The 23181-nt window shown below is 69.4% G+C and carries 19 protein-coding genes; 8 read left to right on the top strand and 11 right to left on the bottom strand.

The annotated features are described in order from the left end of the window. Positions 1-275: 275 nt before the first annotated feature. Together PcP3B5_RS14135 and PcP3B5_RS14130 are read right to left on the bottom strand one after the other, a co-directional pair. Positions 276-926, bottom strand: a complete 651-nt coding sequence (locus tag PcP3B5_RS14135) for a cell wall hydrolase (protein WP_061563260.1) — start codon at positions 924-926, stop codon at positions 276-278. A gap of 192 nt (positions 927-1118) precedes the next feature. Next, positions 1119-1901 (bottom strand): alpha/beta fold hydrolase, encoded by a 783-nt coding sequence (locus tag PcP3B5_RS14130; RefSeq protein ID WP_061561621.1) that lies wholly within the window; start codon positions 1899-1901, stop codon positions 1119-1121. Between the two features lie 551 nt (positions 1902-2452). Here PcP3B5_RS14130 and PcP3B5_RS14120 point away from each other — a divergent pair. Beyond that, on the top strand, positions 2453-2731 hold the full coding sequence (locus PcP3B5_RS14120; protein WP_009620156.1) for a hypothetical protein: 279 nt from the start codon (positions 2453-2455) through the stop codon (positions 2729-2731). On the opposite strand, the gene PcP3B5_RS14115 is transcribed toward PcP3B5_RS14120, so the two are convergent. After that, positions 2728-4206 (bottom strand): MFS transporter, encoded by a 1479-nt coding sequence (locus tag PcP3B5_RS14115; protein WP_061561619.1) that lies wholly within the window; start codon positions 4204-4206, stop codon positions 2728-2730. The two genes, PcP3B5_RS14120 and PcP3B5_RS14115, sit on opposite strands and share 4 nt — an antisense overlap. Before the next feature lie 239 nt (positions 4207-4445). On the opposite strand from PcP3B5_RS14115, the gene PcP3B5_RS14110 reads away from it, so the two are divergent. Continuing rightward, positions 4446-4667 (top strand): DUF1654 domain-containing protein, encoded by a 222-nt coding sequence (locus tag PcP3B5_RS14110; RefSeq protein WP_009620152.1) that lies wholly within the window; start codon positions 4446-4448, stop codon positions 4665-4667. Positions 4668-4685: 18 nt separating this feature from the next. Here the strand turns inward: PcP3B5_RS14110 and PcP3B5_RS14105 are convergent, their stop codons facing one another. After that, positions 4686-4895 carry a DUF6434 domain-containing protein gene (locus PcP3B5_RS14105; protein ID WP_061561618.1) on the bottom strand — a complete coding sequence of 70 codons (210 nt, stop codon included), beginning with the start codon at positions 4893-4895 and terminating at the stop codon, positions 4686-4688. 181 nt (positions 4896-5076) lie between these two features. On the opposite strand from PcP3B5_RS14105, the gene PcP3B5_RS14100 reads away from it, so the two are divergent. From PcP3B5_RS14100 to PcP3B5_RS14080, 5 genes are all read left to right on the top strand, one after another. Next, positions 5077-6717 (top strand): response regulator, encoded by a 1641-nt coding sequence (locus tag PcP3B5_RS14100; protein WP_061561617.1) that lies wholly within the window; start codon positions 5077-5079, stop codon positions 6715-6717. Positions 6718-6818: 101 nt separating this feature from the next. Next, complete coding sequence (locus tag PcP3B5_RS14095; protein WP_061561616.1) at positions 6819-10823, top strand: MBG domain-containing protein; 4005 nt, start codon at positions 6819-6821, stop codon at positions 10821-10823. A 2-nt stretch (positions 10824-10825) separates the two neighbouring features. Beyond that, complete coding sequence (locus PcP3B5_RS14090) at positions 10826-12571, top strand: ShlB/FhaC/HecB family hemolysin secretion/activation protein (protein WP_061561615.1); 1746 nt, start codon at positions 10826-10828, stop codon at positions 12569-12571. 266 nt (positions 12572-12837) lie between these two features. After that, on the top strand, positions 12838-14223 hold the full coding sequence (locus PcP3B5_RS14085; protein WP_061561614.1) for an NAD(P)/FAD-dependent oxidoreductase: 1386 nt from the start codon (positions 12838-12840) through the stop codon (positions 14221-14223). Positions 14224-14242: 19 nt separating this feature from the next. Continuing rightward, complete coding sequence (locus tag PcP3B5_RS14080; protein WP_009620142.1) at positions 14243-14587, top strand: cupin domain-containing protein; 345 nt, start codon at positions 14243-14245, stop codon at positions 14585-14587. Here PcP3B5_RS14080 and PcP3B5_RS14075 read toward each other — a convergent pair. Beyond that, the gene (locus PcP3B5_RS14075; RefSeq protein ID WP_043273828.1) at positions 14577-16052 is read right to left on the bottom strand and encodes a PucR family transcriptional regulator; all 1476 of its coding nucleotides are present in this window, start codon (positions 16050-16052) and stop codon (positions 14577-14579) included. The genes PcP3B5_RS14080 and PcP3B5_RS14075 overlap by 11 nt on opposite strands. Before the next feature lie 224 nt (positions 16053-16276). On the opposite strand from PcP3B5_RS14075, the gene PcP3B5_RS14070 reads away from it, so the two are divergent. Next, entirely contained in the window at positions 16277-17311 is a 1035-nt protein-coding gene (locus tag PcP3B5_RS14070; protein ID WP_043273827.1) for an ABC transporter substrate-binding protein, read from the top strand. Positions 17312-17536: 225 nt separating this feature from the next. Here the strand turns inward: PcP3B5_RS14070 and choX are convergent, their stop codons facing one another. The 6 genes from choX to PcP3B5_RS14040 form a co-directional block, all read right to left on the bottom strand. Continuing rightward, positions 17537-18478 carry a choline ABC transporter substrate-binding protein gene (gene choX, locus PcP3B5_RS14065; RefSeq protein ID WP_061561613.1) on the bottom strand — a complete coding sequence of 314 codons (942 nt, stop codon included), beginning with the start codon at positions 18476-18478 and terminating at the stop codon, positions 17537-17539. A gap of 63 nt (positions 18479-18541) precedes the next feature. Then, positions 18542-19003, bottom strand: coding sequence for a thioesterase family protein (locus PcP3B5_RS14060; RefSeq protein ID WP_043273825.1), 462 nt, complete (start codon positions 19001-19003; stop codon positions 18542-18544). Positions 19004-19031: 28 nt separating this feature from the next. Continuing rightward, positions 19032-19985 carry a PDR/VanB family oxidoreductase gene (locus PcP3B5_RS14055; protein WP_043312714.1) on the bottom strand — a complete coding sequence of 318 codons (954 nt, stop codon included), beginning with the start codon at positions 19983-19985 and terminating at the stop codon, positions 19032-19034. Positions 19986-20064: 79 nt separating this feature from the next. After that, positions 20065-21000, bottom strand: coding sequence for a 3-hydroxyacyl-CoA dehydrogenase NAD-binding domain-containing protein (locus tag PcP3B5_RS14050; protein WP_061561612.1), 936 nt, complete (start codon positions 20998-21000; stop codon positions 20065-20067). After that, positions 21000-21749 carry an SDR family NAD(P)-dependent oxidoreductase gene (locus PcP3B5_RS14045; RefSeq protein ID WP_061561611.1) on the bottom strand — a complete coding sequence of 250 codons (750 nt, stop codon included), beginning with the start codon at positions 21747-21749 and terminating at the stop codon, positions 21000-21002. Before PcP3B5_RS14045 ends, PcP3B5_RS14050 begins: the two co-directional genes overlap by 1 nt. 5 nt (positions 21750-21754) lie before the next feature. Next, complete coding sequence (locus tag PcP3B5_RS14040; RefSeq protein WP_061561610.1) at positions 21755-23176, bottom strand: aminobutyraldehyde dehydrogenase; 1422 nt, start codon at positions 23174-23176, stop codon at positions 21755-21757. Positions 23177-23181: the final 5 nt, after the last annotated feature.

Here is a 23181-nt window from a genome sequence, read left to right as displayed (position 1 = left end):
CAACCCCTTGCACCCTCCCTGTAAGCGGGCCCTGCCCGCGAATCGCGCGCAGGGCGCGCTCCTACATGGGAATGGCAGGGGTATGAGACTCCGTCCGCGGTCACCGACACACGCCGGCCTGCCGGCCGGATCGCGGATGAATCTCCTACGGTTTGCCCCCTGTACCGAGGTGCTTTTCGTAGGATGGGTTGAGCTTGCGAAACCCATGCGGCCGTGGCGATGGGTATCGCTTCGCTCAACCCATCCTACGGGCCCGACAAGACCGCCGCTCCCGCTCACGGCCGCCGTCCCGCCCCGCTGCGGGCTAGCGGCTCGCCGCCCAGGCGCGGTTTGTAGAACAGGAAGTGCTCGGTCCGCGCCGTCCTCAGGTAGGTCCTCGCCCAGGACGGCCTGACGTGGCGGTCGTGGAAGTACAGCGCGCCGTCGGTGCGGTCGGGCAACTGGCGGTTGAGCGCCTTGCGCGCTATGTCGCGGGCCAGGTCGTAGCGCTTTTCCTCCACCACCTGGTCGGGGCGGCCATCGCACCACCAGGAGAACTGGCAGCTCCTGCTCTCCGAACCCTGCTTGACCACGGCGCAGACGGTATCGGGGAAGTCCTTGCTGGCCACCCGGTTCATCACCACGTTGGCCACCGCCTCCATATCCCCGCGCGATGCGCCCTTGGCCTCCCAATAAACGGAGCGGGCCAGGCAGGTGATGGCGTCGTCCAGCGGCGCCTCCCCGGCCGGGTCCACGGCGCGGGCTTCGCTGCGGGTGATGGGCCTGACCTGGGCGGCCGTGCCGGTCGCCCCCTGCTCGGCCGCCTGCTCCTCGAGCACCTCGGCCTTGTTCTCCGCCACCGCGGCCTTCTGCCCGAGCGGCCCGGCGAATGCCGGGGCGCCGAACAGCAAGGCGACGATGCACGCTACCCGGGCTGTCCAGCGCATGATCGACCTCACTCGCCGGCACCTGGCGCGCCACGCCTGTTCGCGGCGCTGCCGGCCGGCTTCGCTCGGTTCTGTAGACCGCCGCGCTGGTGGATCATTCATATTGATTCCGCCACAGCCCACGGCTGGCGCGGCCTGTAACGCAACGACGGGTGTCCGCGAGGGCTCTGGCGCGCCTCTCGCCGGCCTCGCTCAGCCCAGGAAGGCGCACACCTGCGCCAGCACCTCGGCGGCCTTCTGCCGGTGCGGAACATGGCCGCAGTCCGCCAGCAGCTTCATGGTGGCGGGCCCGGCGGCGCGGGCGACGAAGCGCTCGGGGTGGCGGGCCGAGCCGAACTCGTCCTGCTCGCCGTGCAGGCACAGCAGCGGGCACTGCAGGCGCGCCAGCTGGGCATCCAGGTTCCAGTCGCCGAAGGCATCGGACAGCCAGGTATCCACCCAGGCCCGCAATACCCAGTGCGCCTTGTCGCCGTGGTATTTCGCCAGGCGTTCCAGTCCGCCTGGCCGGGCGAAGTCGCGCTCGGCGGCGCGGATGCCCTCCAGGGTACGGTCTTCGACGAAGGCCTGGGCCGACTCCAGCACCAGCGCCTCGCAGGCTGTACCGAAGGCTGCCGCGCAGCCCACCGCCATGCCGCCGCCAACGCTGTGGCCGAAGGCGACGAAGCGCTCGAAGCCCAGTTGTTCGCGCAACGCGGCGAAGCCCTGCCGCGCCTCGTCCTCGACGAAGCCCCGCGCCAGCGTCCCCGGATGGGCGTCGGACTGGCCGAAGCCCAGGCGGTCGTAGGCGATCACCTCGCGCCCGCTGGCCCGCGCCAGTTGCTCGGGGAATTCGCGCCACAGCGCCACGCAGCCCAGGGAGTCGTGGAATAGCACCATGGGCGCCGCGGCGCCGCCCCCACCCGGCATCCAGCGCCGGGCGAAGAGCCGGCCGTGCGGCGTATCGATCCAGTGTTCGCGGGTGCTGACCGCTGTCATGGGGGCTTCCTCTGCTGCTCCGGTGGCCGGCCACCGCCCGGCGGGGCGGCGGCGCGCTGAAGGGATTCGCTTTTAGGCCGGCAGCGGCCGGAATGCAACCCCGGCGACGTACGGCGAGTGGGAAACCACCGGCAGGTCAATACTGGTGAACATGCCCTGCGCGGTAGTCGATCATCCGGCCATGCGGTGCAGAGGCGGGGCATCGGCTCCGTCGGCGAAGCGCAGCGGCCACGCGGCCCCATGGGCCGCCACGCCTGACCGCCGGGCAAGACTTTGTGAACTCCTGCGAACGGGCAGCCTCGACTGTTCAGCTCTTACCGGGGAGGCGCGGGCCATGAATACCTTCTTCATCCTGCTGATCATCGCCGTGGCGGCCCTCATCATCATCATGGACCTGGGCCACCGCTAGGGCGCCAGCAGCGGACGGCAGCACCCATGGCGGCTCGCAGGGCCGCCGGGCAGACGTGGCCGTCTCGCCGGCACAGGGCGAAAGCACCAGGGACGGCCCTGCGAAGCACATCCCACTCCACCTACCGACAGGAAATCGAACAATGAGCCCGGAGCGCATCGCCGAAATCCTCGAGCAATATCTGCCGTTCTACGAATGCCGCATTTCGCGGGAGGCGGACGGCCAGCTCACCCTCCACTTCGACAGCCGAGTCACCACCCGAACGCACTTCACCATCCCCGGCGTACAGCCCGAACTGATCACCAGCGAACCGGCCGTGCGCGCGCTCAGCCGCGCCCTGGGCAACGAGTTCGCCCTGGTGCGCGCCGGCCAGCGCCGCGCACCGCAGGTCGCCGCCTTCGGCCTGCACCAGGGTCGCTAGCGAGGGATCTTCGCCCGCCCCGGAGCGCCGTCCTCCTGCGCCGCCAGCGACAGCGGCGGCGCCACGGCCTCCAGGGCGCGGCGCTCGGCCGCCACGCCCCAGAGCGCCTGCATCAGCCCGGCGAACACCATCAGCCCGGCGCCTATCCCGTAGCCGATGAACAGGTTCTGCCGGCTGGCCGTCTCGATCAGCTGGCCGAACAGCAGCGGCCCGGCGATGCCGCCCAGGCCGGTGCCCAGGGCATAGAACACGGCGATGGCCAGGGCGCGGATCTCCAGCGGGAAGGTCTCGGCCACCGTCAGGTAGGCCGAGCTGGCCGCGGCCGAGGCGAAGAAGAAGATCAGCGTCCAGGCGAGGGTCTGCTGCGTCGCGTCCAGCCAGCCGCGCAGGAACAGGTAGCCGCTGGCCAGCAGCAACACGCCGGAGATGAGATAGGTGGCGCTGATCATCACCCGCCGCCCCACCACGTCGAACAGCCGCCCCAGCAACAGCGGCCCGCAGAAATTGCCCAAGGCGAAGGGCAGGATGTACCAGCCGACCCGCTCCCCCGGCACGCCATAGAACTCGCCCAGCACCAGCGCATAGGTGAAGAAGATGGCGTTGTAGAAAAAGGCCTGGGCGGCCAGCAGCGTCAATCCGACCAGCGAGCGACGCAGGTGCCGGCGCAACAGCGTGGCGGCCACCTCCCCCAGCGGCGTGTGGTGGCGCCCGCGCAGGCACAGCGCCTGGCCAGGCGCCACCGGCGCCAGCACGTGCCCCTGGGCGCGCAGCTGCGCCTCCAGGCCCTCGACGATGCGCCTGGCCGCCTCGGGGCGCTGGTGGATCAGCAGCCAGCGCGGGCTTTCCGGCAGCCACAGGCGCATCGCCAAGATCACCAGGCCCAGCGCCGCGCCGATGCCGAAGCACAGCCGCCAGCCCAGGTCGCCGCCGACCCGCTGCGGGTCCAGCAACACCAGGGAACCCAGCGCGCCCAGCGCCGTGCCCACCCAGAAGGTGCCGTTGATGGCGAGGTCCACCCAGCCGCGGAAGCGCGCCGGGGTGAACTCCTGGATGGTCGAATTGATGGCCGAGTACTCACCGCCGATGCCCGCCCCGGTGAGGAAGCGAAACAGCAGGAAGCTCCACAGGTTCCAGGAGAAGGCCGTGGCCGCCGTGGCGCCGACATAGACGAACAGGGTGACGAAGAACAGGCGGCGGCGGCCGAGCCGGTCCGCCAGCCAGCCGAACAGCAGCGCCCCCAGCACCGCGCCGGCGATGTAGACGCCGCCGGCCAGGCCGACCCCGGCATTGTCCAGGCGCAGCGCCGGGCTGGCCTTCAGGGCGCCGGCCACCGCGCCGGCCAGGGTCACCTCCAGCCCGTCCAGCAGCCAGGTGATGCCCAGCGCCACCACCAGCCGGCTGTGGAAGCGCCCCCAGGGCAGACGGTCCAGCCGCGCGGGCAGGTCGGTGCGGTACACGGGGGCGGGCGTGCTCATGCGGCCGTCCTCTTCTTCCTCCTGGCTGCTAACAGCGCAGCGGCCCATGGCTGGCCACTGCGCCCTGTGCAGGTAGGGCCGCTGCGGCGCGCGGGAGTTCAGTGCAAACGCAGGCGCGCGCGCCCGCCCCCACGCCGGTCATCTTCTCGTCGTCGGAGAGGCTTTACAGAAATACTGTATGCACATACAGTATTTTCCACAGTACCCATCAGCCACTTCCCAGACGCCAGGGGGACACCATGCACGCCGATACCTACCAGCAGCTCGCCGCCCGGGTTAACGCCCAGATCGCCGCCCACGACGCCCGCCAGCGCCCCGGCCTGACCCTGCAGCGCATCCCCGGCGACGACGCCAAGGCCTGGGAACGGGTGCTGACGGAACTGCGCGGCGCAGACAACCTCACCGTACTGCCGCTGCGCGACGGCGCGGTGCGCCTGGCCTGGCACAGCTGGCTGGACTGAGCCGGGGCGAACGCGCCCCTACGGGCCGTGCCGCCGCAGCCATTCGTCCACCACCTCGCCCATGGTCGCCGGGGCGCCACTGCGTATCCAGGCCATGAAGGCACGCTCGAAACGAAAGCCCTCGCCGCACTGCTCGCACAGGAAGCGGCGGACGTTCTGGGTGTTGCGGTAGCCCGGATCGACCGGGGTCTGCCGGGTGATCGGCTGGCTGTGCCAATCGAAGCGCATGGGGCCACTCCCTGGTTGCGGCATGGAAGGAGTTAGCCTGACAGGATGCGGCGTTGCGGACCAGGGGCCGTGCAGCCCCAGCAAGGATCAGCCTCTATGCCATGGACGGGGATTCCTCCACGCACCACCCAAGCGCGCCTGAACTATCCTTCCGGAACCCGATCGCACAGCGGGCAGAGGGATGAGCCGCATCATCATCATCGACAACCACCCCATCACCTGCGTGGGCGCCAGGGCCCTGCTGGAAAGCCAGGGCCACCAGGTCGTCGGCGTGGCCGACAATGGCGTCGAGGGCCTGGACCTGTGCCGGCGGCTGGCGCCGGAGCTGGTCGTGCTCGACCTCAAGGTGCCGCGCCTCGGCGGGCTGGACGTGATCCGCCGTATCCGCGCCCGCCAGGAGAGTACCCAGGTGCTGGTGTTCACCGACCTGCCGGCGGACGTCTACGAGCACGCATGCGTGGAGTGCGGCGCCGCCGGCTTCGTCGCCAAGTCCGACACCCGGGCGCCGCTGCTGGAAGCGGTGTCGGCGGTGCTGGCCGGGCGCACCTTCTTCAAGGTTGGCGCGCTGCACCAGGAACCCATCGGCGCGGCGGCCCACGCCGCCGCCCAGGCCGAGGTGCTGACGCCACGGGAAATCACGGTCCTGCACTACCTGGCCGACGGCTACCGGGTCAAGGACATCGCCACCGAACTGGCGATCAGCGACCGCACCGTCAGCACCTACAAGGCCCGGCTGCTGGAAAAGACCAACACCAGCTCGCTGGTCGAGCTGATCCAGGTCGCCGCGCAGCACGGGCTGGTGGAGCGCCCGGGCGACGCACCCGCGCAGGCAGGCGCCCTGCCGTCTTTCGACAGCCTGATCGACCGCGTCCCCTACCCGGTGAGCCTGCGCGACGGCGAAGGCCGCGTGCTGGCGGCGAACGCGGCCTTTCTCCGGCTGACCGGCCTCAGCCATGACCAGGTCGCGGGCAGCACCATCAGCGAGCTGGGGGTGGTGGACGCCGAGCACCTGGAGTACGTGCGCAAGACCTTCCAGGCCGCGGTGCAGGCCAGGATCCCGTACATGACGGTATGCGTGGTCCACATCAACGGCGTGCGCCACGTGTTCAAGCAGGGCGGCATCCCCGTCAGCGGCGAGGATGGCGGGTTCATCGGCATGCTCTGCTCGGCCGTCGACATCGGCGAGCAGGACCAGGAGATCCAGATGCTGCGCGACAGCCTGGAACAGGTCCGCAGCATCCGCTCGCGGCGCGGACGCTACCTGGTCGACTTCGGCGAACAGGCCCTGCGCGAGCTGGCGGCGCTGCAGCAGCCCGGCCAGGACGACGCCCTCGCCCAGGGCCTGGCCCGGTTGCGCGGCGACATCGAGCTGCTGACCGACCTGGCCCGCCTGGAACTGGGCCAGATGACGCCCATGCCCAGCCGGGCCGATCTGGATGCCTTGACCGAGCAGGCCCTCGCCACCCCCGCAGCGCCGGCTTGCCGCTTGCAGAAGGCCGGGACGCAGCCCTGGGTCTGGGTGGACGCGCAGCGCTACCGCCAACTGGTCGGCGCCCTGCTCCTGTATGCGCAAAGCCTGGGCGCCGGCCAGGTCGACCTGGCGGCGAAGGCCATCGAGGTTTCCGGCGCCCGCCTGCACTGGCGGCTTTCGTTGCGGGCGGGGCCCTTGCCGGCGCGCGTGCCGCCCTTCGTCGCGGCCCTGGTGCTGGCCGAGACGCTGGCCGGCCTGCTCGGCGGCAACCTGCAGGTCCATGAGCAGAACGGTGCGGAGCTGCACGTCGAACTGCATCTGGAACTCCCCCGCAGCGCGCGGCAGCCCTGACGTCTCAGGGAAGCACTACAAGCCTTTCGTGGCGCGCCTGATTAATCCCCGCAGGGAATTCCCCAAAGCTTTCTCCTAGTAAATTTCCTAGGAGACAAGCGATGAAACATCGCCATTCGGGGAACCGCGGCCCCTCCCCTCTGCCGCTGCACACGCTCTGCGTCGCGATAGCCCTGGCCTCGGCCGGCCTGTCGCTGCAGGCCCAGGCCGACGCCCTGCCCGAGGGCGGCCAGGTGGTCGGCGGCCAGGCCAGCATCACCCGGAACGGGCCGAACATGGAAGTGAACACCGCCAGCACGCGCACCGCCATCGACTGGCAGCGCTTCAACGTCGGCCCGGACAACAGCATCACCTTCCTCCAGCCCGACGGCCGCTCGGTGACCCTCAACCGGGTGATCGGCAGCGATCCGTCGAAGATCTATGGCGCCGTCACCTCCAACGGCCAACTGATCCTGGTCAACCCCAACGGCATCTGGCTCGGCCCGAACTCGCGCATCTCCGCCAGCGCCCTGGTGGCCAGCGCCGGCTTCCTCACCGACGAACAGGCCAAGGAGTTCGCCCGCAGCGGCAAGCTGGACCTGCAGCTCAAGGGCGTGGTCAGCAACCACGGGCGCATCACCGTGCACGACAACGGCATGGTCGCCCTGCTCGGCGCCCAGGTGGAGAACCACGGCGTCATCCAGGCGCGCAAGGGCAGCGTGCAACTGGCCACCGGCCCGCGCGCGACCCTCGACTTCCATGGCGACGGGCTGATGAACATCGCCGTCCAGGGCAGCCCCGGTGAGAAGGACAGCGTCAACGCCGACGTCACCGGCGGCGTGCACAACAGCGGCGAGATCGACGTCGGCAACGGCGTGGTGGCCATGAGCGCCGAGCGCGCGGCCAGGCACCTGGACTCGGTGATCAACCTCGGCGGCAAGGTGGCCGCCGACTCGGTGAGCGAGCAAGGCGGCAGCATCGTCCTGGGCAGCGCGGCGCAGACCAACGTGACCGGCACCCTCAGCGCCAGGGGCAGCAGCGGCGGCAGCGTCAAGGTGCTGGGCGACGCGGTTAACCTCGCCGGCAGCGCCAGGATCGACGCCTCCGGCAGCCAGGGTGCCGGCGGCAAGGTGCTGGTCGGCGGCAGCTACCAGGGCAAGGGCCCCGAGCCGGCGGCGAAGTCCACCGGCGTGGCCAAGGGCGCGCAGCTCAGGGCCGATGGCAGGACCGACGGCGGCCAGGTGGTGGTCTGGTCGAACGGCCAGACCAGCTTCGCCGGCAGCGCCAGCGCCCGTGGCGAACAGCGCGGCGGGGTGGTGGAGACTTCCGGCAGGCAGTTGCAGGTGACCAGCGACGCCAAGGTCGACACCGGCGGCAAGGTCGTCGGCAAATGGCTGCTGGACCCCGAGACGGTGAACATCGTCGCCGACGCCGATGCCGACCCCGGCACCAGCGTCACCGGCGGCACCGCCCAGGGCCCGAGCACGGCCGACCTGTGGCAGGTCTCCGCCCAGGCCATCGTCAATGGGCTGGCATCGGGCAACGTCGAGGTCAGCGCCAGCCAGCGCATCAACGTCAACTCGGCGATCGTCGCCACCAACATCGGCCAGGACGGCAACGGCAACCCTGCCACCCTGGCCCTGATCGCCACCGGCAACCCGCGCCAGGGCCAGGCCTACGCCGGCGCCGACCTTTCCAACGACAGCGGCTCGGTGTACATCAACGCGCCCATCCTGCTCAAGGACGGCAACCTGTTCATCGCCGCCACCGGCGACATCCGCCTGAACAACACCGGCGACAGCTACGGCCAGCGCGCGATCATCGACGTCGGCCAGGGCATCGCCTGGCTGAAGACTTCCAACGTCGCCTCCATCGTCCAGCAGGAAGGCACCGCGCTGATGGGCGACAAGGTGGCCCTGGAAGGCGCCAGCGTGCGCATGGAGAGCAACCTGAACTACGCCGGCACCCTGGCCGGCAAGGCCAGCAACGGCATCTTCCGCTTCAACCAGACCAACGCCAGCGGCACCACCACCACCGGCAGCGTGGCCTCGCCTTACTCCAACGAAAGCCTCAGCGGTGTCACCGCCCAGCAGCTGGAGTATCGCGGCTATCAGGACATCGTGGCCGACCCCGGTACAACCTACGGCTCCGCGACCCGCTCGGTGACCCTGCGCGCCGAGAACGGCGACGCCTTCGACTACCTGGTGTTCGAGGCCACCGGCTTCGTCACCCCGGACGGCAGCGGCGGCTACCGCGAGCTCGATCCGGCCCTGCTGCTCAACTACCTGGACAGTTCGGACTACCTGGTCAACGGCCTGAGCTTCACCGACGCGGCCGGCGTGCTCTGGAAAATCTCACCCGATGCGGCCGACCCCAGCCTGACCAAGGTGACCCGCACCGACCCCGGCGGAAGCCCGGTGGAAACCACCCTCCCAGTGGGTTTCGCCTTCGGCGCCAACGGCGGCCTGGAGGTGGTGTCCACCTTCAGCACGGCGGGCTGGGGCGTGGAACCCTACCAGTACATCCCCGGCGCCACCGATCAGAAGGAGATCCAGCACAACGCCCAGGACGGCAGCAGCCAACAATTGGTCGTCAACCTCGGCGGCAAGTACAACACCGTCGAAGCGCTGATCGGCGCCCTGGTCAACGACACCCCCTGGTTGCAGAAAGCCGATCAGAACGGCCCGTCGCTGCAGCCCGGCGAGCAGACACTGGAGCGCGCCCGGGTGCATTTCTACGAAACCGTGGACAAGACCAACGAGCCCGGGGTGATCCTCAACAGCGCCGCCCCGGCCACGATCACCGTCACCGCCGACGACCAGGCGCGCACCTACGGCGACAGCAACCCCACGCTGACCAACCGCACCGAGTACGACGCCAACGCCCAGGCGGTGAAAGGCGTCGACGACTACGTCAACCAGCAGCTCGGCCGCGACGGCACCCAGGTCGGCACGCCGACCACCACGGCCACCGAACACAGCGACGTGAGGCCCGGCGGCTACGCCATCGACAACAACGTCAGCCAGGACCAGCGCGCCCAGGGCCGCTATCGGCTGGAGGACAACAAAGGCACCCTGAGCGTCCGGCAGGCCGAGCTCAAGGTCAGGGCCGACGAGAAGTCCAAGGTCTATGGCGACGCCGACCCGGCGCTGACCTACCAGGTCAGCGGGCAAAAGTTCGGCGAGAACGCCGCCGACCTGGTGGGCGGCAACCTCAACCGCGCCCCCGGGCAGAACGTCGGCGACTACGCCATCGGCCAGGGTGGCGTCGGCAGCCTGAACGGCAACTACCGCCTGAGCTTCGAAGGCAACCTGCTGCACATCACCCCGGCGCAACTGGAAGTCATCGCCCACGACAAGACCAAGGTCTACGGCGATGCCGACCCGGCGCTGAGCTACTCGGTCAGCGGGCTGAAGAACGGTGACAGCGCCGCTGCCGTGCTCAACGGCGGCCTGCAGCGCGAGCGCGGCGAGAACGTGCGGCCCCGGGGCTACGCCATCGGCCAGGGCAACCTGGGCCTGAGCAGCGGCAACTACAGCCTGGTATTCAAGGAGGGCAACCTGCAGATCACCCCGGCGCCGCTGGTGGTGAGCGCCGACGACAAGCGCAAGGCCCAGGGCCAGCCCGACCCGCGGCTGACCTACTCGGTCAGCGGACTGAAGAACGGCGACCCGGCCGACGTCGCCTGGGGTTCGCTGAGCCGCGCCCCGGGCGAAGAGCCCGGCAGCTACGCCATCGGCCAGGGCCAGGCCTTCGAGGCCGGCAGCAACTACAGCGTGGTGTTCCGCGACGGCGCCCTGACCATCACCGGACCGCTCGCGCCACAGCCGCAACAGGGCATCCCGCTCACCGCCCAGGCCCCCGGCAATACCCGCTGCACCGCGCTGGAATCGCCCTCAGCGGTCTCGGCCAACTACTCGGTATCGCCGGCGGTGATCCGCACCTACGCCGTGCAACTGATCTGCAAACCCCGCGCCTACGGCGGCAAGACCAGCACCACGCCGGACATCCGCGACGTGCTGACCTACGCCAACAGCCTGATCAGGGACGGCCAGTTCATCGCCCCCGACTGGAACCGCAGCGTGATCCCCCACGACCTGAAGGCCGGCCAGAAGGGAGGGAAATAGCCATGAAACCGCTTCCGTCGAAACTGAGCATCCTCGCCCTGGCCGTCTGCTCCGGCCTGTTCGCCGCCGGCGCGCTGCAAGCCGCCCCGCTCGGCCAGCTCAACCCCGGGCGGGTCGAGGTGCCGGACGCCTCCGGGCACCGCAATGCGCCGACCGAAATGCCCGCCACGCTGCAATTGCCGGACACGGTGGTCACCCCGAGCGCGGAGAACGTCCCTGCCGAGATGACCGCGCTGCCCGGCGGCGAGACCCGCTTCAAGGTCGCCAAGGTCACCCTCAGCGGCGTGACCAGCTACCCGCCCGCCACCTTCGCGCCGCTGCTCGCGCGCCTGGAAGGCAACAGGGTGTCGTTGCCCGAAGTGAACGCCGTGGCCGACATCATCACCCAGCGCTATCGCCGCGCCGGCTTCCTCCTGGCCAGGGCCTACGTGCCCGAGCAACGCCTGGAGAACGGCAACCTGGTCATCCACGTCTTCGAGGGCCGGGTCAACCAGGTGACCTTCCAGGGGCCGAGCAACAAGGCGCTGGAAGGCTATGCCGGCAACATCCGTGAAGAGGTGCCGGTGAAGAGCGCCACGCTGGAACGCAACCTGCTGCTGATGAACGACGTGTCCGGCAACCAGAGCCGCGGCACCTTCGTCCCCTCGCCGGTCGCCGAAGGCACCGACCTGCTGGTGGAGAACACCCAGCGCAAGTACGAAGGCTTCTTCGGCTTCGACAACCGCGACAGCCGCTACTTCGGCCCCTGGCAGGTGTACGGCGGGGTGGGCGTCAACGACCTGACCGGCCACGGCGACCACCTGGGCGTGCGCGCCGGCAAATCGGTGGAAGGCAACAAGATGACCTTCTTCGAAGGCCAGTACGAACGCCCGGTCGGCAACCGCGGCGACGTGCTCAGCTTCCTCGCCCAGCACAACGACGGCCACGCCGACACCTACTCCTTCCTCAACGCCAACAGCTCCGGCGACACCTTCGCCGTGCGCATCACCCGGCCGTGGATCCGCCAGCGCGACGAGACCTTCAAGATCTCGGCGGCCTTCACCTGGTTCAACGGCAAGTCCGAGTACCTCGACGACCCGCACAACCCGCCCTCCAGCGACGACCGCATCCGCGCCCTGCGCCTGGGCGCCAGCTACGACTTCTTCGATGCCTACGGCGGCAAGAACCTGGTCAAGGCGGAACTGAGCCGCGGCCTGAAGATCATGGGCGCCAGCAGCGAAAACCGCGCCAACCCCTCGCGCGAGGGCGGCGAGACCGACTTCACCAAGCTGCAGTTGGATGCCCAGCGCCTGCAGGACCTGTCGAAGATCATGGACGGCCTCAACCTGTACCTGGCGATGACCGCGCAGACCTCCTTCGGCCAGCCGCTGCTCAGCCCCGAGCAGTTCGGCGTGGGCGGCAGCGAGTTCGGCCGCGGCTACGACCCGTCGGAGATCACCGGCGACAAGGGCTTCGCCGGCAAGGTCGAGCTGCAGTACAACCGCCTGCACACCTTCAGGGACCACGAGGTGCCCACGCAGTACTACGTCTTCTGGGACTTCGGCAAGGTATGGAGCGAGGAACCGAGCTGGGTCAGCGCCGAGAGCCTGTCCTCGGCCGGCGTCGGCGCCCACCTGCAGGTGTTCAAGGACATGTACGTGTCGCCCGAGCTGGCCTTCCCGCTGACGCGCAAGGTCTCGGCCGAAGAGCTGGACGACGACAACGGCAAGGCGCCGCGCTTCTACCTCAACTTCCTCAAGCTGTTCTGACCCCGCCGCGCCGGAACCTCCAGGGTTCCGGCGAGTGAGGACGGGCAACGCAGGATGGGTGGAGCGAAGCGATACCCATCGCCACGGCCGCATGGGTTTCGCTCACCCCACCCCGCGAAGAGCGCCGTGGCCGGGGCACCCTGGCCGCAGCGCCGGGTTCGTATGTTTGTATGAAAACCCGCCGCCCAATCGTTAGAAATGCACGATGGGTGGCGCCGGCGCTGCTCGGCGAGATTATGGGAAACAACAACCCATGGGCTCTCGCCATGAAACGCTCCCTCTGGCTCCAGGAAATTGCTGACGAACTCACCCCGACCGCGCCCCTGCGGGAGGACCTCAGCGTCGACGTCGCCATCATCGGCGGCGGCTTCGTCGGGCTATGGACGGCGCTGCGCCTGCTGGAGCTCGAACCGCAGTGCCGGATCGTGATCCTCGAGCGCGACATCTGCGGCGGCGGCGCCTCGGGGCGCAACGGCGGCTTCGTGATGTCCTGGTGGCCGAAGATCAGCTCGCTGGTGGCGCAGTGCGGCAAGGAAGAAGCCCTGCGCCTGGCCCGCGCCTCGGAAGCGAACATCGGCGAGATCGGCGAGTTCTGCGCGCAGCACGGCATCGACGCGCACTTCCGCCGCGGCGGCTGGCTGTGGACCGCCACCAGCGACGCCCAGCGCGGCGCCTGGAAAGGCGTGCAGCGCACCTGCGAAAGCCTGGGCGAGCAGGTCTTCCGCTCGCTGCCGGACAACGAAGTGCAGCGCCGCGCCGGCTCGCGCCAGCACCTGGAAGGCGTGATCGAGGCCAGCAACGCCACCGTGCAGCCCGCCCGCCTCGCCCGCGGCCTGCGCCGGGTGGCGCTGGAGAAAGGCGTGCGGATCTTCGAGAACACGCCCGTGGACGACATCCAGCGCAGCGAACCGGCGGTGCTGCGCACGCCCTCGGGCTCGGTCACGGCGCGGCGCGTGGTGCTGGCCACCAATGCCTGGGCCGCGCAGATCCCCGAACTCAGCCGCGTCGTCCTGCCGGTCACCAGCACCATAGTGGCGACCCACCCGATCCCCCGGCGCCTGGAACAGATCGGCTGGACCGGCGGCGAGTCGATCACCGATTCGCAGCTGATGGTGGACTTCTACCGCACCACGCAGGACGGCCGCATCGCCTTCGGCAAGGGCACCGGCATGATCAACTACGCCAGCCGCATCGACGCCAGCTTCGACGACAACCCGCGGCTGAGCGAAGAGACCGAGAAAGACTTCCGCCGCACCTACCCCAACCTCGCCGACGAGCCCATCAGCCACGCCTGGTGCGGCCCCATCGACCGCACCTACGACAGCATGCCGGTGTTCGGCCACCTGGAAGGCGCGCCGCACATCTTCTACGGCATCGGCTGGAGCGGCAACGGCGTCGGCCCCAGCCGCCTGGGCGGGCGCATCCTCGCCAGCCTGGTGCTGGGGCGCAGCGACGAATGGAGCCGCTGCGGCCTGGTGGGGCGCCGGCCCAAGAGCTTCCCGCCGGAGCCCATCCGCTACTTCGGCGGCCTGCTGGTGCGCGGCGCGGTGCAGCGCAAGGAGGAGCAGGAGGCGCAGAACCGCAAGCCGTCCTGGCTCGACCTCAGGCTGAGCAAATTCGCCCCCGTGGGCCTGGAAGACAAGAGCGCCTGAACAGGCGAGGAGACCCCCGATGCAGCACCTGATCCATCTGCCCGATACCGCCCGCTTCCCGCTGCCCGCCGGCGTGCCAGCCAAGGCGCCCGTGGGCACGCCGGTGGCCGAAGCCGCCACCTACGCCGCCGAAGGCCAGGGCGGCCTGCTGACCGGTGTGTGGGAATGCACGCCGGGGCGCTTCCGCCGCCAGGTCATGGAGCGCGAGTTCAGCCACTTCATCAGCGGCCACGGCTTCTTCATTCCCGACGAGGGCGAGCCCATCGAACTGCGCGCCGGCGACGCCATCCTGTTCCCGGCAAACTGTCACGGCACCTGGGACATCCGCGAAACCCTGCGCAAGAGCTTCGTGATCATGCCTTGAGGCCGGCGATGTCCGCCGCGCGCAGGGCGATCCACAGCACGGCGACGTCCTCGGTGGAATCCAGCGAGAGGCCGGTGATCTCCTCGATGCGGCGGATGCGGTAGACCAGCGTCTGACGGTGCACGTTGAGCCGCTCGGCGGTCTTCTGCCAGGAGCGGTTCTGTTCGAGGAACACCTGCAGCGTGTGCTGCAGCTGCGCGCCCTGCTGCTGGTCGTAATCGGCCAGGGCGCCCAGGGCGCGGCGGTGGACCAACTGGGCCTCCTCCAGGCTGGACGGCAGCCACAGCAGCTCGCCGGAAGCCCGCCCGTAATGGGCGACCTGGCGGCTGGCCGAGGTATGCGCCAGGGCCAGGCGCGCCTCGCGCAGCGCCTCCGGAGTGCGGCCCGAGTGCCCCAGCGGGTTGGACAACCCCAGCGGGCAACCGAGCACCTGCTGGACCTGCTCCGCCGCCGCGTCCGAGGCCAGCAGCAGGATCAGTTCCTCGCCCTGCACGCGCGACAATAACGCCACGCCCTGCAAGTGCAGCCGCTGCGACCAGCGCTCGGGCAAGTCCGCCCGGCAGCGGGCGACGGCGAAGACCGCCTGGCCGACCGGATAGCCCAGGGCGCCCAGGCGCTCGTGGGCGGGCCGCTCGCTCAGGCGCTGCTGCAACAGGTCATCCAGCAACTCCCAGCCCTGGCGCAGCAGGCGCTCATGCTCGACCTGCTGGCGCTCCAGCTCGATGCCCAGCACCGCCGTCACGTGGTGCAGCAGGCCGTAGTCGATCAGGCCGCCGCCGCACGCGAGAATCTTGCAGGCCGGCACCGAAGGCAGCGCCATGACCAGGGCGTCGCCCTCCTCCGTCGAATGGCGGGTGACGGTGGTCGTGGTGTTCGCACGCTTGCCCAGGGCCGCCCGCCAGTGCGCCGGCAGCGGCGCCAGGCCCGCATGCCAGGGCTCCAGCGAGGCGGCGTCGAACAGGTAAAGCTGGGTGCGCAAGTCCGCCGCCAGGCGCTGCAGCAGGAACTCCACGCCGACGTGGCGCAGGCCCATGCGGGCGCTTTCATAGATGCGCGCCACCGCGCTGCGGCGCTCCTGCTCCTCCTGCTTGCTGGCGTCGATGATCGCCCGGGCGACCGCCGAGAACGGCACCGAGCTGTGCGTCAGCAGCAGCGGGAAATCCAGCTGCATGGCGGTATCGAACAGCGCTTCCATGTCGCTGGGCGCGTGCATGTTCTCGCCGATCATCAGCCCCGCCACCCGGGCCCTGACCAGCCGCTCGATGTACTCGCGCTGCGCCGCGGCGTCGGCGGGAATGCCCAGGCCGGTGGTCATCAGCAGCTCGCCCTCGCCCAGCCATTGCGAGGGATCGGGCAGTTCGCAGACGTGGGCCCAGCGCAGCAGCCGCCCGACGTGGCTGGCGCCGCTGACCAGGCGCGTGGACAGCGCGTTGTCATCGAGGATGTCCTGAATCGAAATCGGCACGGCGCCTCCGGCAGGTGGGTTCGCAGCAGCGAATCAGAGGATCGCATCGGCCCCGGGCCGTTGAATCCATACAAAGGTATGAACCAGCTGCTGGCGAATTGTAAATCTGTCTGATGTCGCCGCGCCCGGGCCCTGGGGAAACTGGAGGTCAGGCCGCGCGCAGTCCAGCGCCCCGGCCCATTGCCCTCACCGGACATTCCCTCGACTCATCGGAGCCCATAACAATGCCAAAGTCTCTGAGCAGCGTCATCGCCCTTTCCATCGCGTGTCTTTCCACCCACGCCCTGGCCGACCTCACCGTGGCCTCCCAGGGCGGGGCGAACAAGAACGCGCAGCAGCAAGCCTACTACCAGCCCTACAGCGCGCAGACCGGCAGCCGGATCATTGCCGACGAATTCAACGGCGAGATGGCCAAGGTCAAGATCCAGGTCGACACCGGCAGCGTCTCCTGGGACGTGGTGGAGCTGGAAACCCCGGAACTGCTGCGCGCCTGCGACGAGGGGCTGCTGGAGGAGATCGGCGACGACCCGGCCATCGCCGCCCTGGCGCCCAAGCTGGTCAAGGGCGCGATCAACACCTGCGGCGCGGGCATCTTCGTCTGGTCCACGGTGCTGGCCTACAACGCCGACAAGCTCAAGACCGCGCCCACCGGCTGGGCCGACTTCTGGGACGTGAAGAAGTACCCGGGCAAGCGCGGGCTGCGCAAGGGCCCGATGTACACCCTGGAGTACGCGCTGATGGCCGACGGCGTGCCGTACAAGGACATCTACGCCGTGCTCGCCACCAAGGAAGGCCAGGACCGCGCCTTCCGCAAGCTCGACGAGATCAAGCCGTACATCCAGTGGTGGGAAGCCGGCGCGCAGCCGCCGCAGTACCTGGTCTCCGGCGACGTGGTGATGAGCGCCGCGTACAACGGGCGCATCTCCGCCGTGCAGAACGAAAGCAACCTGAAGGTGGTGTGGAACGGCGGCATCTACGACATCGAGTCCTACGCCATTCCCAAGGGCGCCAAGCACGCCGAGGAAGGGCGCAAGTTCATCCGGTTCGCGCTGCAGGAGCCGCAGCAGAAGGCCTACTCCGACCACATCGCCTACGGGCCGGTGAACCTAGAAGCTGCGGCGCAGATAGCGCCTGCGCAGAGCCAGAACCTGCCCAGCGCGCCGGATAACCTGGGCAAGCAACTGGCGATGGATGCGGCCTTCTGGGCGGACCATGGGGAGCAGCTGCAACAGCGGTTCAATGCCTGGGCGGCGCGCTGATTCTTGGGTGTGTTTGCGCCGCTTCGGCGTGCGCGGAGGTTTCTCTGGAAATCCTAATCGCGGACGGAGTCCGACGGTTACAGGGAAGCACGGCTTTTCGTAGGATGGCGTTGAGCGAAGCGATACCCATCAGCGCAACCGCATGGGTTTCGCCAGCTCAACCCATCCGACGAAGAGCGCCCCGGCGGCACGGACAGCCCCCTCTCCCGCTTGCGGGAGAGGGCGCTACAAACTCCCCCTGACCGCCTCCAACCCCGGCCTCCCATCGACGGTCGCCACATCCTTCAACCACGGCTCCAGCACCTGCGGGTTCTTCTTCAGCCAGGCCTTCGCCGCGTCCTCGGGTTCCATCTTGTCATCCAGGATGGAGCCCATGATGGTGTTCTCCATGTCCAGCGTGAAGCTGAGGTTCTTCAGCAGTTGCCCCACGTTCGGGCACTCGTCCACGTAGCCCTTGCGGGTGCTGGTGTAGACGGTGGCGTCGCCGAAGTCCGGGCCGAAGAAGGCGTCGCCGCCGGTGAGGAAGCGGATTCTGAATCGGGTGTTCATCGGGTGCGGTTCCCAGCCCAGGAAGAGGATCGCGTTCTTCCTGCGGATGGCCCGGTCGACCTGGGACAGCATGCCCGACTCACTGGACGCCACCACGTTGAAGCCGGCGTCCTTCAAGCCGAAGGCGTTCTGCTCGATGGCCTTGAGCACGGCGTTGTTGCCGCCGTCGCCCGGCTCCAGGCCGTAGATCTTGCCGTTGAGTTCGTCCTTGAATTTCGGGATGTCCGCGAAGTCCTTCAGCCCGCGGTTCCAGAGCTCTTCCGGCACCGCCAGGGTGTACTTGGCGTGCTTGAGGTTGACGCGGACGATGTCGATCCTGCCGGCGTCGCGGTAGGGCTTGAGGTCCGGCTCCATGGTCGGGATCCAGGTGCCGAGGAAGACGTCCATGTTCTTGCCTTCGGCCAGCGCCTTGTAGGTCAGCGGCACCCCCAGCAGGGTCACCTTGGTCTTGTAGCCCAGGCCCTTGAGCAGGGTGTTGGCGATGGCGGTGGTGGACTGGATGTCGGTCCAGCCGGGGTCGGACATCCTGACCAGTTGGCACTGCGCGGGCTCGGCGGACTGCGCCGCAATGGGGAGAACGGCCAGGGCGCCCAGGAACAGCAGGGATGCAGCTTTCATCGGGAGAATCCTCAAGGCAAGGTTTTGTTTTTGTGGGTTGCGCCTGCGCAGGGCAGGCCCGCCTCACCGGCGTATGCCGATGGTCTTCCCGCAATAGCCGGGGTGCCGGGCCCCCTGGAACTGCCGGAAAAGCTCGGAAATCCGCGAATCCACCGCCCCGGCGAAGGCACTGGACCTGCCGGTTCGGCTGTCGATGTTCATCAGCATCTGCTCGCTCACCGCCAGGGGCTCGGCCGCGCCCTCGCGGTAGAGGTTGTGCACGATGTGCAGGCGCTTGAGGTCGCGGTCGATGAACGACGTGCGCACTTCCAGCGCCTCGTGCAGCTTCGCCTGGGCCAGGTAGTTGATGTGCGCTTCGAGGGTGAACAGGGTGTGCCCGGTGTCGGCCCGGCCCGCCGCGTCCAGGCCGATGCGCGCCATCAGCGCATCGGTGGCGTAGCTGAAGATGAGGAAGTAGAAAGCGTCGCGCAGGTGCTCGTTGTAGTCGATCCATTCGCGCAGCACGGGCGTTCGATAGGTCAGCATGGCGTGTCCTGCTCTGGGGGGAGTGGGCTTACAGGTCCAGTTCCAGGGTTGCGGAAAGCGCCCGGGACACGCAGACCATCAGGGTGCGGTTGGCCTTGCGCTCCGCCTCGCTCAGCACGCTGTCGCGGTGGTCGGGGATGCCGGCCAGCACCCGGGTCTCGCAGGCGCCGCAGGTGCCCTCGCGGCAGGAGTTCTCGACGCAGACGCCGTTGGCCTCCAGCACCTGCAGGATGCTCTGCCCGGCCGGCACCTCCAGGCACTTGCCGCTGCGCGCGAGCTCGAGGGTGAAGGGCGCGCCGGCCCCGGCCTTCTCCACCTGCCGCGGCGAGAACCATTCGAAATGCACCTGCTCGGCGGGGAAGGCCCTGGCCGCCGCCTCCACCGCCAGCATCAGGGGCGTGGGGCCGCAGGTGTAGAGGTGCGCCCGCGCCGGCAGGCGGGCCAGGTTGCCGGCGATATCGAACAGCCCGCCGGCTTCTTCGTCGGCATGCAGGGTCACGCGGCTGCCGTAGGCCGCGAGCTGGTCGAGGAAGGCCGCGCGTTCACGGCTGCGCACCAGGTAGAACAGCCGCCAGGGGCGCCGGTTCGCCTCGCACCAGTGGATCATCGAGAGGATCGGCGTGATGCCGATGCCGCCGGCGAAGAAGACCAACTCGGCGGCGTCCTCGAACAGCGGGAAGTGGTTGCGCGGCGGCGTGACGCTGAGCAGGTCGCCGACGCGCAACTGCTGGTGGACGTAGCTCGAACCGCCGCGGCTGGCCGGCGCCAGGCCGACGCCGACGCGGTAGGCGTCGCGCTGCCGGGCGTCGCCGCATAGCGAGTACTGGCGCACCAGGCCGCCGGGCAGGTGCAGTTCGATGTGCGCGCCGGGGGTGAAGGCCGGCAGCTCGCCGCCGGCGGGATCGCGCAGCTCGATGACCAGCGCGTCCCGGGCGGCGCTGGCGATCTCCGCCACCCGCAGTGTCAGACGTTGGACCGACATGATGACCTCTGCTCCTGGATCGGGGACTACGGCCGGCGGAACGCTTATGCCCCGCCAGCCTGCGAACGACCTCAACGGCTTATTTGCGCCGCAGGTTCGCGGTGGTCTTGAGCATCGCGGTGATCAGCTCGTCGCGGGCCCGGGAAAGCTCTGCCTGGGTGCCGTCGGCGGACTCGGCGGCCACACCCTGGACCAGCAGCGCCGCGGTCTCGGCATCCAGCCGCGGGTCGCCCAGGTCGTCCCACCAGCGGTGGAAGCTCTCGGCGTACTTCTGGCAGAAGGATTCCAGGCCGCCGGGCCCGCCGCCCAGGTGGAACAGCAGCGTCGGCCCCATGGCCGCCCAGCGCAGGCCGGGCCCGGCCCACACGGCGGTGTCGACGTCCTCGACGCTGGCCGCGCCGATCTTCACCAGGTGGATGGCCTCGCGCCAGAGCGCGGCCTGCAGGCGGTTGGCGACGTGGCCGGGGACTTCGCGGTGCACGCGGATGGTCACCTTGCCGACCTGCTGGTAGAAGCGTTCCGCGCCCTCGACCGCATCCTGCGCGGTGCGCTGGTTGCCCATGACCTCCACCAGCGGGATCAGGTGCGGCGGGTTGAACGGGTGGCCGAGGACGAAGCGCGATGGGTCCCGCCAGCCGGCCTGCATCTCGCTCAGCGGCAGGCCCGAGGCAGACGACGCGACTATGGCGCCGGCCTTCAGCAGCGGTTCGATTTCGGCATAGAGCGCATGCTTGATCCGGATGCGCTCGGGCACGCTCTCCTGGATGAAGTCGGCGTGCTTCACCGCGTCGGCGGCGTTGCGGTGGAAGCTCAGCTCGCCCGGCGCGCCCTCCTTCACCAGGCCCAGTTCCACCAGGGTGGGCCAGGCGTTCTTCACGTACTCGCGCACCTCGTCCTCCATCCCCTCGGCAGGGTCGAAGACCGCCACGTCACGGCCGGAGGCCAGGAACAACGCCGCCCAGCTGGCACCGATGACACCGGCGCCCAATACCGCCACATTCTGGAATTCACACATCAGAAGAACCTCGGTTGGAGTGGAGAGGCAGCGGTCAGGCCGCCGTCGATGACATAGCACTGACCGGTGACGAAGCCGGCCTGTTCACTGGCGAGCCAGGCCACCAGCCCGGCGACGTCCCGGGGCCGGCCGAAGCGCCCGGCGGCGTGCCGGGCCAGGGCGTCGGCCTTGGCCTTGCCGGGGTCGCGGGCCTGGGCGAAACCGTCCTCGGCCATGGCCGTCATGATCCAGCCCGGGCACACCGCGTTGCAGCGCACGCGCGGGCCGTGGTCGATGGCGATGGAGCGCGTCAGGCCATGCACGAAGGCCTTGGAGGCGTTGTACAGGGCCATGGACGGATCGGCGCTCAACCCGGAGATCGAGCCGAGGTTGACGATGCTGCCGCCCCGCTCCGCCATGACCGGCAACACGGCGCGGCAGAGGTTGAAGGTGCCCTTGGCGTTGATGCCCATGACCTGCTCCCAGTCCTCGTCGGTGGTCGCGTCGAGGGTCTTCTCCACCTGCACGCCGGCGTTGTTGACCAGCACGGTGGGCGCGCCGAAGTGTTCGAGGGTGAGTTCCACCACCCGCCCGGCATCGGCGCTGCGCGAGACGTCGGCCTGCACCCACAGCACGGCCTCATCCAGGTCGGCCGGGCGCTCTCCCCGGCCGCAGGTTGCGACCTGCGCGCCCTGGGCGAGGAACCGGTCGACGATGGCCCGGCCGATGCCGCGCCCGCCGCCCGTCACTATCACGATGTCCTTGTCCATGGCCTTCACCCGTGCGCGAACATGACGTGGCGGACGGCGGTGTAGGCTTCGAGGGCGAACACCGACATGTCGCAGCCGTGCCCCGAGCCCTTCATGGCCGCCCAGGGCATCTCCGGCGTGGCCACGCCGTGGGTGTTCACCCAGGTGAAGCCGTAGCGCAGGCGGCTGGTGGTGGCCATGGCCCGCGCGCTGTCCCGCGTCCACACCGAGGAGGCCAGGCCGTAGCGGCCGGCGTTGGCGATGGCTATCGGGTCGTCCCCGGCGCCGAAGCGCGACACCGTGACCACCGGCCCGAAGATTTCACAGGTGGCGATCTCCGCATCGTTGTCGACGTTGGCCACCACCGTGGGGCGGTAGAAGAAGCCGGGGCGCTCCTCGGCGAAGCCGCCGGCCACCACTTCGGCGCGCCCGCGGGCGCGCTCGACGAAGCCGGCCACGCGCTGGCGGTGCGCCTGGCTGATCAGCGGGCCCATCTCTGTGCCCGCCTCGCGCGGGCCGCCGGTGCGTATCGAGCCCACCGCGTCGGCCAGTGCGGCGACGACCCGCTCGTAGACCGCGTCGGCCACCAGCAGACGGCAGGGTTGCGCGCAATCCTGACCGGCATTGAAGAACGCGGTGCCGCGCAGGTTGGCGACCAGCTTGTCGACGTCGGCATCGGCGTAGACGATCACCGGCGCCTTGCCACCCAGTTCCAGATGCACCTGGCGCAGTTGCTGCGCCGCCGCGCGCATGGCCGCGGCGCCGGTGGCGGGCGATCCGGTGATGCTGACGCCTTCCATCCCAGCAGCATTGACAAGACGATCACCGATGCTCGCTCCTCTTCCGTTGATCACGTTGACCACGCCCTTGGGCACTACGTCCTGCAGCAACTCGGCCAGGCGCAGGGTCGACAGCGGCGTCAGCTCCGAGGGCTTGAGCACCACCGTGCAGCCGGCCGCCAGCGGCGCGGCCAGCTTCCAGGCGGCCATCATCAGCGGGTAGTTCCAGGGCGCGATGGCCGCCACCGGGCCCAGCGGGTCGCGGCGGATCAGGCTGGTGTGTCCGGCCACGTATTCGCCGGCGGCGACGCCCGCCAGGGTGCGCGCCGCACCGGCGAAGAAGCGGAAGCTGTCGAGGGTCAGCGGCATCTCGTCGTCCAGCGCCGACGGCCAGGGCTTGCCGACGTTGGCGCTTTCCAGCGCGGCCAGCTCCGGCGCGTGAGCCTCGATGACTGCGGCGATGTCCAGCAGCAGGGCGGAGCGTTCGGCAGGCGTGCTGCGGCCGTAACGGTGGAAGGCTTCCTCCGCCGCGCGGGCGGCGGCGTCCACCTGTTGCGGACTGGCCTCGTGGGCCTGGGCGATGCGCTCGCCGCTGGCGGGGTCGATCACCGCCAGGGCCTCGCCCTCGCCCGCCACCAGTTCGCCGTCGATCAGCATTCGGGTTTGCATGAGCT

Origin of the sequence: Pseudomonas citronellolis (assembly GCF_001586155.1) — a bacterium.
GTDB classification, from domain to species: domain Bacteria; phylum Pseudomonadota; class Gammaproteobacteria; order Pseudomonadales; family Pseudomonadaceae; genus Pseudomonas; species Pseudomonas citronellolis.
This window is presented reverse-complemented; position numbering and strand designations above follow the sequence as displayed.